At 55.0% G+C, this 15,251-nt stretch carries 14 protein-coding genes; all 14 read left to right on the top strand.

Features of this window, described 5'->3' with window-relative positions; translation table 11 throughout:
• Positions 1-64 precede the first annotated feature (64 nt).
• Positions 65-1,561 carry an ATPase RavA gene (gene ravA, locus LZU96_RS00485; RefSeq protein ID WP_233985800.1) on the top strand — a complete coding sequence of 499 codons (1,497 nt, stop codon included), beginning with the start codon at positions 65-67 and terminating at the stop codon, positions 1,559-1,561.
• Positions 1,558-3,018, top strand: coding sequence for an ATPase RavA stimulator ViaA (gene viaA, locus LZU96_RS00480; protein WP_233985799.1), 1,461 nt, complete (start codon positions 1,558-1,560; stop codon positions 3,016-3,018). The genes ravA and viaA overlap by 4 nt, the downstream gene beginning before the upstream one ends.
• A 71-nt stretch (positions 3,019-3,089) precedes the next feature.
• On the top strand, positions 3,090-5,228 hold the full coding sequence (gene ovoA / locus LZU96_RS00475) for a 5-histidylcysteine sulfoxide synthase (RefSeq protein ID WP_233985798.1): 2,139 nt from the start codon (positions 3,090-3,092) through the stop codon (positions 5,226-5,228).
• A 102-nt stretch (positions 5,229-5,330) separates the two neighbouring features.
• Positions 5,331-5,792 (top strand): transcriptional regulator AsnC, encoded by a 462-nt coding sequence (gene asnC / locus LZU96_RS00470; RefSeq protein ID WP_013359557.1) that lies wholly within the window; start codon positions 5,331-5,333, stop codon positions 5,790-5,792.
• A gap of 154 nt (positions 5,793-5,946) precedes the next feature.
• A complete protein-coding gene (gene mioC, locus LZU96_RS00465) occupies positions 5,947-6,387 on the top strand; it encodes an FMN-binding protein MioC (protein ID WP_233985797.1) in 441 nt (146 codons plus the stop codon).
• Between the two features lie 432 nt (positions 6,388-6,819).
• Positions 6,820-8,709, top strand: a complete 1,890-nt coding sequence (gene mnmG, locus LZU96_RS00460) for a tRNA uridine-5-carboxymethylaminomethyl(34) synthesis enzyme MnmG (protein ID WP_233985796.1) — start codon at positions 6,820-6,822, stop codon at positions 8,707-8,709.
• Between the two features lie 47 nt (positions 8,710-8,756).
• Positions 8,757-9,380, top strand: a complete 624-nt coding sequence (gene rsmG / locus LZU96_RS00455; protein WP_233985795.1) for a 16S rRNA (guanine(527)-N(7))-methyltransferase RsmG — start codon at positions 8,757-8,759, stop codon at positions 9,378-9,380.
• A gap of 707 nt (positions 9,381-10,087) precedes the next feature.
• Positions 10,088-10,468 (top strand): F0F1 ATP synthase subunit I, encoded by a 381-nt coding sequence (gene atpI, locus LZU96_RS00450; protein WP_233985794.1) that lies wholly within the window; start codon positions 10,088-10,090, stop codon positions 10,466-10,468.
• Positions 10,469-10,476: 8 nt separating this feature from the next.
• Positions 10,477-11,295 (top strand): F0F1 ATP synthase subunit A, encoded by an 819-nt coding sequence (gene atpB, locus LZU96_RS00445; RefSeq protein WP_233985793.1) that lies wholly within the window; start codon positions 10,477-10,479, stop codon positions 11,293-11,295.
• A 104-nt stretch (positions 11,296-11,399) separates the two neighbouring features.
• Positions 11,400-11,639 (top strand): F0F1 ATP synthase subunit C, encoded by a 240-nt coding sequence (gene atpE, locus LZU96_RS00440; RefSeq protein ID WP_003849523.1) that lies wholly within the window; start codon positions 11,400-11,402, stop codon positions 11,637-11,639.
• Between the two features lie 105 nt (positions 11,640-11,744).
• Complete coding sequence (atpF, locus tag LZU96_RS00435; RefSeq protein ID WP_233985792.1) at positions 11,745-12,215, top strand: F0F1 ATP synthase subunit B; 471 nt, start codon at positions 11,745-11,747, stop codon at positions 12,213-12,215.
• A 14-nt stretch (positions 12,216-12,229) separates the two neighbouring features.
• On the top strand, positions 12,230-12,763 hold the full coding sequence (atpH, locus tag LZU96_RS00430; RefSeq protein WP_233985791.1) for a F0F1 ATP synthase subunit delta: 534 nt from the start codon (positions 12,230-12,232) through the stop codon (positions 12,761-12,763).
• A 14-nt stretch (positions 12,764-12,777) separates the two neighbouring features.
• Positions 12,778-14,319 carry a F0F1 ATP synthase subunit alpha gene (atpA, locus tag LZU96_RS00425; RefSeq protein WP_010258868.1) on the top strand — a complete coding sequence of 514 codons (1,542 nt, stop codon included), beginning with the start codon at positions 12,778-12,780 and terminating at the stop codon, positions 14,317-14,319.
• Positions 14,320-14,371: 52 nt separating this feature from the next.
• Complete coding sequence (atpG, locus tag LZU96_RS00420) at positions 14,372-15,238, top strand: F0F1 ATP synthase subunit gamma (RefSeq protein WP_031590993.1); 867 nt, start codon at positions 14,372-14,374, stop codon at positions 15,236-15,238.
• Positions 15,239-15,251: the final 13 nt, after the last annotated feature.

The raw sequence follows: 15,251 nt of genomic DNA, 5'->3' as shown, positions 1-15,251 counted from the left end.
TCTATAGAGTAAGGCGCTTGCTTAAGCGCGGCGGCCCGACGATTGTAAGGACATTGATGTGATTATGGCTCAACCCCATCTTTTGGCAGAAAGAATTTCTCGTCTCAGCAATGCGTTAGAAAAAGGCCTGTATGAGCGGCACCACGCAATTCGCCTCTGTCTGCTGGCTGCGCTCAGCGGTGAGAGCGTGTTCCTGCTGGGACCGCCAGGCATCGCCAAGAGCCTGATTGCCCGCCGCCTGAAATATGCCTTCCAGCACGCCCGCGCTTTTGAATATCTGATGACCCGCTTTTCGACGCCTGAAGAGGTGTTCGGCCCGCTGTCGATTCAGGCACTGAAAGATGAGGGTCGCTATCAGCGCCTGACTAAAGGGTACCTGCCCGATGCGGAGATTGTCTTTCTGGATGAGATCTGGAAAGCCGGCCCGGCGATTCTGAATACGCTGCTGACTGCGATTAATGAACGCCGCTTCCGCAACGGCGACAGCGAAGAAAAAATTCCGATGCGGCTGCTGGTGACCGCCTCCAATGAACTGCCGGAAGCAGACAGCGGTCTGGAAGCGCTGTATGACCGGATGCTGATCCGCTTATGGCTGGATAACGTGCATGAGAAGCAGAATTTCCGCAGCATGCTGACCCACCAGCAGGATGAAAATGCCAATCCGGTGGCGGAATCGCTGCGCATCAGTGATGAAGAGTACGCCCAGTGGCAGCTCGGCATCAGCCAGGTGAGCCTGCCCGATGCGGTATTTGAGCTGATCTACCAGTTGCGTCAGCAGCTGGAGAGCCAGCCCGCCGCACCTTACATCTCCGATCGCCGCTGGAAGAAAGCGATTCACCTGCTGCAGGCCAGCGCCTTTTACAGCGGCCGCAACGCCATCGCGCCCATCGACCTGATCCTGCTGAAAGATTGCCTGTGGCATGACGTCGCCTCAATGCAGCTGCTGGAGCGCGAAATCGATCTGTTAATGACGCAATATGCCTGGCAACAGCAGCCGATGCTGCTCAGACTGCAGCAGATCAAAGCCCGCCGCATGGCCTTACAGCAGCAACAGAGCATGGCGCAGGCGATCACGCTGGAGAAACACAGCGGCATGTTCAGCCGCAAACCGCATTACGATTTGCCGGAAAGCCTCACTGATGATCAGCTGACCCTGATGCTGCAACAGCCGCTGACGCTGCACGATATGCAGGTGACGCATCTGGTGATCGCCCGTGACGCACTGAGTCAGTGGCTGCAAAAAGGCGGCGATATCCGCGGCAAACTCAATGGGATTGGCTTTGCGCAGACGCTGGATTTGCAGGTTGATGCGCAACACTGTCTGGCAATACGCGACGTCAGTCTGCAATCTTCACGTCTGACGCTGCCTGGCGTCAGCAACAGCGATCAGCTGCCAGGTGAAATCACCGAGGCGCTGGATACGCTGGAGAGTGAGTTACGCAGTCAGCGCCACCTGTTCAGCCAGCATCAGCGCTGCCTGTTTATCAGCGATGACTGGCTGGCGCGGGTTGAAACCAGCCTGCAGGATGTGGCGGAACAGCTGAAACAGGCGCGTAAATGATCTCTCTGGAGACGCTCAGCACGCTGCTCTCAATTGGCGAAACCGAACTGATTGAAGAGTTAATTATCGCGCTGCTGGCGTCGCCGCAACTGGCGCTGTTTTTTGAAAAATTCCCCGGTCTGAAAAAGGCGCTGCTGCGCGATGTGCCGCGCTGGAAAGCGGAAATCAGCGCGGAACTGAAAGCCACGCCGGTGCCCGCGTTACTGGCCGAAGAGTTTCAGCTGTTTCAACAGGTGCAGTTGCTCAGCGATCGTCAGTTCAGCCAGCAGCTCGACGCCACGCTTCAGACCCTTGAACGTCTGCCTTCCCCCTTTATCGATGAAGCCCGCCGGCTGCTCCAGCATACCGACATTCATCATCTCAGCAGTGCGCAACATACGCTGTTTTTACAGCGCTGGCGGCTGAGCCTGACGCTGCAAACCCTGACGCTGAATCAGCAACTGCTGGAGCAGCAGCGCGAACGCCTGCTGGCCGAGTTGCAGCAGCGGATGGCGCTCAGTGGTCAGCTGGCCCCGATGCTGAGCGATGATGACGAAGCCGCAGCCGGCCGGCTGTGGGACATGAGTAAAACCTCGCTGCAGCCGGGCGATTACCAGCTGATGCTGCAATACGGCGATTTTCTGGCCCAGCAGCCGGAGCTACTGAAACTGGCCCAGCAGCTTGGTCGCAGCCGGGAAGCGAAATCCGTGCCGTCGCAGGAGGCGCCGCTGGAGGCGTTTCATCAGCTGGTTCATGAACCGGCGGCCGTGCCGGAAGAGGTCAGCGGCATTCATCAGAGTGATGATGTGCTGCGCCTGCTGCCACCGGAACTGGCCGCGCTGAGCATCAGCGAACTGGAGCTGGAGTTTTATCGCCGGCTGGTGGAGAAACGCCTGCTGACCTACAAGCTGCAGGGCGACGCCTGGCATGAAAAAGTCACGCTGCGGCCGGTCAGCCACCAGCAGCATGAGGAGCAGCCGCGCGGGCCGTTTATTGTCTGCGTCGATACCTCCGGTTCCATGGGTGGTTTTAATGAGCGCTGCGCCAAAGCGTTCTGTCTGGCGTTACTCAAGGTGGCGCTGGCCGATCGACGTCGCTGCTACATTATGCTGTTCGCCCATGAGGTGATCGGCTATGAACTGACCGGTGATGATGGCCTGGAGCAGGCGATTCGCTTCCTCAGTCAGCGCTTTCGTGGCGGCACCGATCTGGCCGCCTGTCTTTCCGCCGTGGTGAAGCGCATGGAAGGGGTGCTCTGGCAGGAGGCGGATGCGGTGATCGTCTCCGATTTTATCGCCCAGCGTCTGCCGGAAGAGGTGATCGGCGCCATCAAACACCGCCAGCGACATAATCAGCAACGTTTTCACGCCGTGGCGATGTCGACGCACGGAAAGCCCGGTATTATGCGCATCTTCGACCATATCTGGCGCTTCGATACCGGCATGAAAAGCCGCCTGCTGCGCCACTGGCGTCGTTAAGTCATCAGGCAGAAATGCTTCTTTGCTATAGTGAATTACCGTTTCACTTACTCAGCAATCTGGAGCACCTTGTGACCACCGTCCATCCTCATCGCGATCTGCCTGCGCCGACGCGTACGTTATTGCTCTCCGGCCAGAATATTGAACAAAAACGAGCCGAGCTGCTGAGCTATTTTCACCAGACGTGGGAACAGTACGAAAGCCTGTTTACCTGCCTCGCCGATCCGCAGGCCTGGTTTACCAAAGCGATTCCGCTGCGCCATCCGCTGATCTTCTATTTTGGCCACACGGCGACCTTCTACATTAATAAGCTGATGGCCGGACGCTATATTGATGCGCGCCTCGACGACCGGATTGAAGCGATGATGGCGATTGGCGTCGATGAAATGAGCTGGGACGATCTCAACGACAACCACTACGCGTGGCCGACCATTGATGAGGTACGTGACTACCGTGGCCGGGTGAAAGCGCTGGTCAGCGATCTGATCCAGACCCTGCCGCTGAGCTTGCCGATCGCGTGGGACAGCCCGGCGTGGGTGATCCTGATGGGTATCGAGCATGAGCGTATCCATCTGGAAACCTCCAGCGTGCTGATCCGCCAGCTACCGGTTGACTGGGTAACGCCGCAGCCCGCCTGGCCGATCTGTCCGCTGGCGCGCCACCAGCGTCAGGATGTGCCGGCCAACAGTCTGCTGGCGATGCCCGGCGGTACGGTTACGCTGGGGAAAACCGACGATACCTACGGCTGGGATAATGAGTACGGCAGCCAGCAGGTTACGCTGCAGCCGTTCAAAGCCAGCAAAATGCTGGTCAGCAATGCCGAATATTTTGAGTTTGTCCGTGCGGGCGGTTATCAGGATTCCCGCTGGTGGGATGATGAAGGCTGGGGCTGGCGGCAATTTGCTCAGGCTGAGATGCCGACGTTCTGGGTCGGCACGCCAGCGATGCCCGATCAGCTTATACTGCGTCTGATGTGTGAAGAAGTGGCGATGCCGTGGGACTGGCCGGCGGAAGTGAACCAGCTTGAGGCGGCCGCCTTCTGTCGCTGGAAAGCCGAACAGAGCGGAATGGCGATTCAGCTGCCGTGCGAAGCCGAATGGTATCAGCTGCGCGAGCAGGTGGCGGGCGATCAGCCGCAGTGGGAACAGGCACCAGGCAATATCAATCTGGCGTACTGGGCTTCCTCCTCTCCGGTCGATCAGTTCGCCCAGGGCGACTTTTACGATATCGTCGGTAACGTCTGGCAGTGGACCACGACACCGACCAACGGCTTTGAAGGTTTCAAAGTCCACCCGCTTTACGATGATTTCTCTACCCCGACCTTTGATGGCAAGCATTCGCTGATCAAAGGCGGCAGCTGGATCTCAACCGGCAACGAAGCGCTGAAATCGGCGCGCTATGCCTTTCGCCGCCATTTCTTCCAGCACGCCGGTTTCCGCTACGTGGTCTCCAGCCATCAGGAAAGTATGACGCTGAACCCGTATGAAACTGACGCCATGGTGTCGCAGTATCTCGACTTCCAGTATGGCCCGCGCTATTTCGGCGTGGATAATTATGCTGAAAGCCTGGTGAAGCTGGCGCTGAAGTACACCACGTCACAGACTGAAGCACTGGATATCGGCTGCGCCACCGGACGCGCCAGTTTTGAGCTGGCCCGCCACTTTGAACGCGTCACCGGCATGGACTACTCGGCGCGCTTCATCGACGTGGCGCTGCAGCTGACCAGCGGAGAAGATTTCCGTTATGTGGTGCCGCAGGAGGGCGATCTGGTGGAGTATCGCCAGGTGCGCCTGAAAGATTTCGCGCTGGATGGCGATCTGGCGCAGCGCATCCGGTTCGTGCAGGGCGATGCCTGTAACCTCAAGCCGCAACCGGGCCGCTACGATCTGGTGCTGGCCTCCAACCTGATCGATCGCCTGCGTCAGCCCGCGCGCTTCCTGCAGGATGTGACGTCGATGCTGCGGCCGGGCGGTATCCTGCTGCTCTCCTCGCCTTACACCTGGCTGGAAGAATACACGCCGAAAGAGAACTGGCTGGGCGGCGTACGGGAAAATGGCGAGGCGCTGACCACGCTGCAGGCGCTGCAACGGCTACTGGCAGCCGACTTTGAACTGCTGGATGATCCAATCGATAAGCCGTTTGTGATCCGCGAAACGGCGCGCAAGTTCCAGCACACGCTGGCCCAGGTTACCGTCTGGCGCAAACGCTAAGTGAGCCGGCAGCGGCGTCCGTCGCTGCCGGTTGTTGCCTGTCTCGCTATTTTGCTGCACATTCTCCCTTTGTGAACACAACGCAGCCTAACGAGGATGGTCATGGCCGAACATTTGCAGCTCGATAACCTGGATCGCGGCATTCTGAATGCCCTGCTGGATAACGCGCGTACCGCTTACGCCGAGCTGGCAAAACAGTTTAATGTCAGCCCCGGCACCATCCATGTGCGGGTGGAAAAGATGAAACAGGCCGGCATTATTCTGGGCACCCGTGTCGATATCGATCCGCGCCAGCTGGGTTTTGACGTCTGCTGTTTTATCGGCATTATTCTCAAGAGCGCACGCGATTATCCGGCGGCACTGAGCAAGCTGGAAGCGCTGGATGAGGTGGTGGAAGCCTGGTATACCACCGGTCACTACAGCATCTTTATCAAGGTGATGTGCCGCTCGATTGATGCCCTGCAACAGGTGCTGATCAACAAGATCCAGACAATTGATGAAATTCAATCAACAGAAACCCTGATCTCCCTGCAAAACCCGATCATGCGCACCATCAAACCCTGATCGCGCTTCCCCTGTGTACAACCTTATCCCGGACGAATGCAGCGGCTGACAACGGCTGCGTTCACATCACCCGATCCATTAACCCTGTTTTCCACAGGTGGATCACCGCTTGATCACAGCGTACAATGCCCGCCTTAATGTCCGGGAGAGCAAGATGGCCGATATTACCTTAATCAGTGGCAGTACTTTGGGCAGTGCCGAGTATGTTGCTGAGCATCTGGAAGAAAAATTACAGGAAGCAGGCTACTCAACGCAGCTGTTGCACGGCCCGGGGCTGGATGAAGTGCCGCTGAAAGGCATCTGGCTGGTGGTCTGCTCAACGCATGGTGCAGGCGAAATTCCCGATAATCTGCTGCCGTGGTTCGAGGCAATTAATGAAGAGCAGCCCGATCTCTCTCAGGTCCGCTTTGGGGCGGTCGGCCTCGGTAATCACGAATACGATCTGTTTTGCGGGGCGATCCGTCAGATAGAGACGCTGTTAATTGCCCAGGGCGCTCAGCGGATCGGCGATCGTCTGGAAATCGATGTCCTTGAGCATGAGATCCCTGAAGATCCGGCCGGGGTATGGGTGATGGACTGGAAAAGCGCGATCTGAATCTGGTCGGGGATCGTGAAATAGTGACGATCCCCAGTGGAAGATGCTGATTTTGTCCTTTTGAATCCGTTTATTTTGTGGATAACTACCCTCTTTTACTGCGTATAACCGGTAGTTATCCAAAGAGTAACCGCAGTATGCTTTTTGAGCTGTGCATAAGTAGCCATTTTGATCCCAGCTTATACGGATCAGGATCACCGATCATTAACAGCTAGTGATCCTTGCTAATCGCTTGTTGTGACTGGCGTTCTGGCACATATCCACAGAAACCGGCGATCCTAATAAGAGATCTAACAGAAAGATCATATACAGATCTAAGATCCTTTCTTTTAAAACCTGAGGATCCCGCAGCTTTCACCCCAGGCGGAATTTGAGTAGAATCCACGCCCCAGGACGACGATCCTGCCTGTTCATCAATCGAGGTACCACTTCATGTTTTATCAGGATCCTTTTGACGTCATCGTAATTGGTGGTGGTCATGCGGGCACCGAAGCCGCAATGGCGGCAGCCCGAATGGGTCAGCAAACCCTGTTACTCACCCATAACATTGATACGCTTGGACAAATGTCCTGTAACCCGGCGATCGGTGGCATTGGCAAAGGACATCTGGTGAAGGAAGTGGATGCCATGGGGGGTCTGATGGCCCACGCAATCGATCAGGCCGGTATTCAGTTTAGGATACTAAACGCGAGCAAAGGTCCGGCCGTCAGGGCAACCCGTGCTCAGGCCGATCGCGTGCTCTATCGTCAGGCAGTACGCACCGCACTGGAGAACCAGCCCAACCTGATGATCTTCCAGCAGGCGGTTGACGATCTGATTGTGGAAAACGATCGCGTCGTGGGTGCTGTGACTCAGATGGGGCTCAAATTCCGGGCGAAGACCGTGGTGCTGACCGTGGGTACCTTCCTCGACGGTAAAATTCATATCGGACTGGATAACTACAGCGGCGGTCGTGCAGGCGATCCGCCTTCCATTCCGCTGGCAAAACGACTGCGTGCCCTGCCGCTGCGGGTTAACCGCCTCAAGACCGGTACGCCGCCGCGCATTGATGCGCGCACCATCGATTTTTCAGTACTGACGCCGCAGCATGGCGATCACCCGATGCCGGTGTTCTCGTTCATGGGCAATGCCGCTCAGCATCCGCAGCAGGTACCGTGCTGGATCACCCATACCAATGAAAAAACCCATGAGGTGATCCGCAACAACCTCGATCGCAGCCCGATGTATGCCGGGATCATCGAAGGGATCGGGCCACGCTACTGCCCGTCGATCGAAGATAAAGTGATGCGCTTTGCCGATCGTAATGCGCATCAGATCTTCCTCGAACCGGAAGGACTGACCAGCAACGAAATTTATCCGAACGGCATCTCAACCAGCCTGCCGTTTGATGTGCAGATTCAGATCGTCCGCTCGATGCAGGGGCTGGAAAATGCGAAGATCGTGCGCCCGGGTTATGCCATTGAGTATGACTTCTTCGATCCGCGCGATCTGAAACCGACGCTGGAGAGCAAATTTATTCACGGTCTGTTCTTTGCCGGACAGATCAACGGAACCACCGGCTACGAAGAAGCGGCTGCGCAGGGTATGCTGGCTGGCCTCAACGCCGCGCGCCAGTCTGCCGACAAAGAGGGCTGGGCGCCGCGTCGCGATCAGGCTTACCTCGGCGTGCTGGTTGACGATCTCTGCACGCTCGGTACCAAAGAGCCGTACCGCATGTTTACTTCCCGCGCCGAGTATCGTCTGATGCTGCGTGAGGATAATGCCGATCTGCGTCTGACCGAAACCGGCCGCGAGCTGGGTCTGGTCGATGATGCCCGCTGGGCGCGCTTCAATCAGAAGCTGGAAGCGATTGAACAGGAGCGTCAGCGCCTGCGCGATATCTGGGTTCATCCAAAATCGGATAACGTGTCGGAGGTGAACACGGTTCTCAGTGCGCCGCTGACCAAAGAAGCCAGTGGCGAAGATCTGCTGCGTCGTCCGGAAATGACCTATCTGAAGCTGATGTCGCTGAACGCCTTTGGTCCGGCGCTGGCTGATGAGCAGGCGGCTGAGCAGGTTGAGATTCAGGTCAAATATGAAGGCTATATCGCACGCCAGCAGGAGGAGATCGATCGTCAGCTGCGCAACGAAAACACCCTGTTGCCGGTTGACCTCGACTATCGTCAGGTCAACGGCCTGTCAAATGAGGTGATCGCCAAGCTGAATGACCACAAGCCGACCTCGATTGGCCAGGCGACGCGTATTTCCGGTATCACCCCGGCGGCCATCTCTATTCTGCTTATTTATCTGAAAAAACAGGGTCTGCTGCGCAAAAGCGCCTGACCTGAAACGGGGCGAGGCGACTCGCCCCCGCTGACTGGACTTACGCTGTGATTAACCGACTCACCTCGCTGCTGCAGGCAGCCAATATTTCCCTCTCCGATCAACAAAAACAGCAGCTGGTTGCCTATGTCGGGCTGCTGGATAAGTGGAACAAAGCCTACAACCTGACGTCAGTACGCGATCCCCAGCAGATGCTGGTGCGCCACATCCTCGACAGCATTGTGGTGGCACCCCAGCTGATCGGCTCACGCTTTATTGATGTGGGAACCGGACCGGGCCTGCCAGGTATTCCGCTGGCGATAGTGATGCCCGATGCGCACTTCACGCTGCTCGACAGCCTGGGTAAGCGAGTGCGCTTCCTGCGCCAGGTTCAGCATGAGTTAGGACTCACTAACATCACTCCGGTACAGAGCCGGGTTGAGGACTTCCCGGCCGAGCCACCTTTTGATGGCGTCATCAGCCGCGCATTTGCCTCACTGACCGACATGGTGAACTGGTGTCATCATTTACCGGGAACAGAAGGGCGCTTTTTTGCCCTCAAAGGCGTCCGTCCGGATGATGAAATTGCCAGCTTACCGGCGGGCTATCACTGTGATGCGGTGGTTAAACTGCAGGTTCCACAGCTGGAAGGTGACCGTCACCTGGTGATTATTCGTCAGCACCAGGCCTGAAACGGATAAGGATTTACTCTGCGCCAGCCGTCGGTTTTCATCCGATTGCTGGTGAAAAAAGGTGCAGTTGATGCGTTTAAAAAACGGCATTTTCATTCTGCAACATGCGGTGGAGGATTAACAAAGCCGACGGAAATTATCCGAAAAGCTCTGTTACATTTAACGTTTAATTCACATTTAGTTAGCAGAAAGATCACTTGTATAGCGGACTGGCGGAATAAAAATAGTCACGCCAGAAAATATATCAGGGTAATAACTCGGCGTGCGTAATATGAATTTAACGTTTCTCATGCACCCTTCGATGTCAATAGCGTGTTTTCCGGGAAAATAGGCTTCCCCGATTGCGCTTATATTTTCAATGTTATGATTTTGAACGGTTTATTGAGAGAAGGAAAAGCCCGGAATTAGCCCTGTGAGAAAAGTTGGGACGGTGCGAATGCTTATTATGTGATCTAAAGCACGCTTTAAAAGCAAGTCGCCAGCCCATTTTCAGGCAGGAAACGACGAATCCCTGCGGGCTAATCTTTGGAAAAATAGCCCTCCGGAAAGAAATTTAAATAATTGTTCACCTTTTCGCTACTTACCGATTGAAATCGCAGGTGCGGCCCGTATAATTTGCACGGCTTTTGCTGCTTGACTCAAATGCGTAAAGGCAGTCTTATACGACACGCGACATACCCCTAATGGGGCAGGAGAGTATCAGCGTCATGTCAGTGTCTCTTTACAGTGTAAAATTCGCCCGGACAGTGCTGATGATTCAGCTGGTGACGATTGTCATCATCGGTGCACTCTTTGCTCTGAAAGATGTCACCTGGGGCGTTTCTGCTCTGGCAGGCGGCGCGGCAGCCTGGCTGCCAAACGTGTTGTTTTTGTTTTTAGCCTGGCGCCTGCAGGGGCAAACCCCCGCTTCGGGACGAGTCGCGTGGAGCTTCGCTTTGGGTGAAATAGCCAAAGTGTTCGCGACCATCATTTTGCTCATTGTGGCGTTGGGTCTATTCGGGGCGGTTTTCTGGCCGGTCGGAATAACCTGGTTATCGGTGCTGGTGGTACAAATGCTGGCACCGGCGGTAATTAACAACAAAGGGTAAGAGGCATCATGGCTGCAGGAGAAATCTCTACTCCGCAAGAATACATAGGGCACCATCTGAACAACCTTCAGCTGGACCTGCGTACTTTCGAGTTAGTGAATCCGCACGACGCTCCCGCGACGTTCTGGGTATTAAATATCGATTCCATGTTTTTCTCTCTGGTGCTGGGACTTATCTTCCTGGTGTTGTTCCGTAAAGTGGCTAAAACAGCTACCAGCGGTGTGCCAGGGAAATTACAAGCGGCTATCGAACTGGTTGTCGGTTTCGTTGATGACAACGTGCGCGACATGTATCACGGTAAGAGCAAACTTATCGCCCCGCTGGCGCTGACAATTTTTGTCTGGGTCTTCCTGATGAACTTCATGGATCTGCTGCCAATCGATCTGCTGCCGTATATCGGTGAGCATTGGTTGGGCCTGCCGGCGCTGCGCGTTGTGCCGTCTGCAGACGTGAACATCACGCTCTCTATGGCGTTGGGCGTCTTTATTTTGATTCTGTTCTACAGCATCAAAATGAAAGGCATTGGCGGCTTCACGAAAGAGCTGACGCTGCAGCCTTTTAACCACCCGATCTTCATCCCGATCAACCTGATTCTGGAAGGTGTCAGCCTGCTGTCTAAACCGGTTTCTCTCGGTTTACGACTGTTCGGCAACATGTATGCGGGTGAGCTGATCTTTATCCTTATTGCCGGTCTGTTGCCGTGGTGGTCGCAGTGGGTGCTGAATGTGCCGTGGGCCATTTTCCACATCCTGATCATTTCGCTACAGGCTTTCATTTTCATGGTCCTCACGATTGTCTATCTGTCGATGGCATCTGAAGAACATTGATTTTTTTCTCAACACTACTTTCCCTCTCTATTCCGGGTCACAGCCAGCCGGCTGCAGCCCGGAAGATGAAGGGAGCATTTAACTGAAACAAACTGGAGACTGTCATGGAAAACCTGAATATGGATCTGCTGTACATGGCTGCCGCTGTGATGATGGGCCTGGCGGCAATCGGTGCTGCGATCGGTATCGGCATCCTCGGAGGAAAATTCCTGGAAGGCGCTGCTCGTCAGCCTGATCTGATTCCTCTGCTGCGCACGCAGTTCTTTGTTGTAATGGGTCTGGTGGATGCAATCCCGATGATCGCTGTTGGTCTGGGTCTCTACGTGATGTTTGCTGTCGCCTAAAGCCCTGTGTTCACTCAGCGCACAGTGTGCAAGGGTGAACGGATTCTGCCGCTTATCGTTGATAACGGCAGAAAAGTTAAATACTCAATCTAGAGGCATTGTGCTGTGAACATTAATGCAACAATCCTCGGCCAGGCTATCGCGTTCATCCTGTTTGTCGCGTTCTGCATGAAGTACGTATGGCCGCCGCTTATGGCTGCTATCGAAAAGCGCCAGAAAGAAATTGCTGAAGGCCTTGCTTCTGCTGAACGTGCTAAGAAAGATTTGGATCTCGCGCAGGCTAATGCGACCGACCAGCTGAAAAAAGCCAAAGAAGACGCTCAGGTCATTATCGAGCAAGCGAACAAGCGTCGCGCGCAGATTCTGGACGAAGCCAAAACCGAAGCTGAAAACGAACGTACTCGCATCGTGGCACAAGCGCAGGCTGAAATTGACGCCGAACGCAAACGTGCTCGTGAAGAACTGCGTAAGCAAGTCGCGTTGCTGGCTATGGCCGGCGCCGAGAAGATCATCGAACGTTCCGTGGATGAAGCTGCTAACAGCGACATCGTTGATAAACTGGTCGCTGAACTGTAAGGAGGGAGGGGCTGATGTCTGATCTGATTACTGTAGCTCGCCCCTACGCCAAAGCAGCTTTTGACTTTGCTGTTGAGCATCAAGGTATAGAACGCTGGCAACAGATGCTGGCGTTTGCCGCAGAAGTGGCTCGCAATGAACAGATGGCTGATCTTCTCTCAGGTGCATTAGCACCCGAAGCGCTGGCAGCGTCGTTTAACGCAGTCTGTGGTGATCAACTGGATGAACCCGCGCAGAACCTGATTAAGGTGATGGCGGAAAACGGACGTTTGACAGCGCTTCCGGCAGTACTGGCCCAATTCATCGAACTGCGTGACGCTCATGAAGCCACCGCAGAAGTTGATGTTATCTCCGCCAGTACGCTGAGTGACGACCAGCTGAATAAAATCAGCGCCGCGATGGAAAAACGTCTGTCACGCAAAGTTAAGCTGAATTGCAAAATTGATAAGTCTGTGATGGCAGGCGTGATCATCCGTTCGGGTGATCTGGTTATTGATGGCAGCGTACGCGGCCGTCTTGACCGTCTGGCTGACGTCTTGCAGTCTTAAGGGGACTGGAGCATATGCAACTGAATTCCACCGAAATCAGCGAACTGATCAAGCAGCGCATTGCTCAGTTCAATGTCGTGAGTGAAGCTCACAACGAAGGTACGATTGTTTCTGTAAGTGACGGTATCATCCGCGTACACGGCCTGGCCGATGTGATGCAGGGTGAGATGATTGCCCTGCCGGGCAACCGTTACGCTATTGCCCTGAACCTCGAGCGTGACTCAGTAGGTGCAGTGGTAATGGGTCCTTACGCTGACCTCGCCGAAGGCATGAAGGTTAAGTGTACTGGCCGTATTCTGGAAGTACCGGTAGGCCGTGGCCTGCTGGGCCGTGTGGTGAACACCCTGGGTGCACCTATCGACGGTAAAGGCGCCATCGACAACGACGGTTTCTCACCGGTCGAAGTGATTGCACCGGGCGTTATCGATCGTCAGTCAGTCGACCAGCCGGTTCAGACCGGTTATAAGTCGGTCGATGCGATGATTCCAATCGGCCGTGGCCAGCGTGAGCTGATCATCGGTGACCGTCAGACCGGTAAAACCGCGATGGCGATCGATGCGATCATCAACCAGCGCGACTCAGGCATCAAGTGTGTCTACGTTGCGATTGGTCAGAAAGCCTCAACCATCTCTAACGTGGTTCGTAAGCTGGAAGAGCATGGCGCACTGCAGAACACCATCGTTGTTGTGGCGTCTGCTTCTGAATCTGCTGCACTGCAGTATCTCTCTCCGTACGCAGGTTGTGCGATGGGTGAATACTTCCGTGACCGCGGTGAAGATGCGCTGATCGTTTACGATGACCTTTCTAAGCAGGCTGTCGCGTACCGTCAGATTTCTCTGCTGCTGCGCCGTCCACCAGGTCGTGAAGCATTCCCTGGCGACGTGTTCTATCTCCACTCCCGTCTGCTGGAACGTGCATCACGCGTAAGCGCTGATTATGTAGAGCGTTTCACCAATGGCGCAGTGACAGGTAAAACCGGTTCACTGACCGCGCTGCCGATCATCGAAACCCAGGCGGGCGACGTTTCTGCGTTCGTTCCGACCAACGTAATCTCGATTACTGATGGTCAGATCTTCCTGGAATCGAACCTGTTCAACTCCGGTATTCGTCCGGCGGTTAACCCAGGTATTTCGGTATCCCGCGTAGGTGGTGCTGCACAGACCAAGATCATCAAGAAACTGTCCGGTGGTATTCGTACCGCGCTGGCACAGTATCGTGAACTGGCGGCGTTCTCGCAGTTCGCCTCTGATCTGGATGATGCAACCCGCAAACAGCTGAGCCACGGTCAGAAAGTGACCGAGCTGCTGAAGCAGAAACAGTATGCGCCGATGTCTGTTGCGCAGCAGGGTCTGGTTCTGTTCGCTGCAGAGCGTGGCTATCTGAACGACGTTGAACTGGCAAAAATTGGCAGCTTCGAAGCTGCACTGCTGGCCTTCGCCGATCGCGACCACGCTGAGCTGATGGCTGAAATCAACCAGTCGGGTAACTTTAATAACGATATCGAAGCCAAGCTGAAAGGCCTGGTCGAGACGTTTAAAGCAACCCAGTCCTGGTAATGTCTGGCGGCTTGTCTGAAAAGGCAGGCCGCAAGGCTTTGAGGAGAAGCTAATGGCCGGCGCAAAAGAGATACGAAGCAAGATTGGAAGCGTGAAAAACACGCAGAAGATCACCAAAGCGATGGAAATGGTCGCCGCCTCCAAGATGCGTAAAACGCAGGAACGCATGGCGGCCAGCCGTCCGTATGCAGAAACCATGCGCAAAGTGATTGGTCACCTTGCGTTGGGTAATCTGGAATACAAGCACCCTTACCTGGAAGAGCGCGACGTGAAGCGCGTCGGCTACCTGGTCGTTTCAACTGACCGCGGGCTTTGTGGTGGTTTGAACATTAACCTGTTCAAAAAGTTACTGGCGGATATGAAGTCCTGGTCCGATAAAGGCGTGCAGAGCGATCTGTCGATTATCGGTTCGAAAGGGGCGTCATTCTTTAATGCTGTGGGTGGCAACATTGTGGCGCAAGTCAGCGGCATGGGCGATAAACCTGCTCTGTCTGATCTGATTGGCCCGGTAAAAGTGATGTTGCAGGCTTATGATGAAGGCCGCATCGACAAGCTGATGATCGTCAATAACAAATTCAATAACACCATGTCTCAGACTCCGACCATTACCCAACTGCTGCCGTTACCGCCAGCGGAAGGTGAAGAAGAGATGAAGGCGAAGACCTGGGATTACCTGTATGAACCCGATCCGAAAGCGCTGCTGGATACCCTGCTGCGTCGTTATGTCGAATCGCAGGTTTATCAGGGTGTGGTGGAAAATCTGGCCAGTGAGCAGGCCGCACGTATGGTGGCGATGAAAGCCGCAACCGATAACGGCGGAAATCTGATCAAAGAGCTGCAGTTGGTGTACAACAAAGCTCGTCAGGCCAGCATCACCCAGGAACTTACCGAGATTGTCGGTGGAGCCTCCGCGGTTTAACCAGGTTTGGAAT

The sequence above is a fragment of the Pantoea agglomerans genome (assembly GCF_021397715.1).
Classification (GTDB): domain Bacteria; phylum Pseudomonadota; class Gammaproteobacteria; order Enterobacterales; family Enterobacteriaceae; genus Pantoea; species Pantoea astica.
This window is presented reverse-complemented; position numbering and strand designations above follow the sequence as displayed.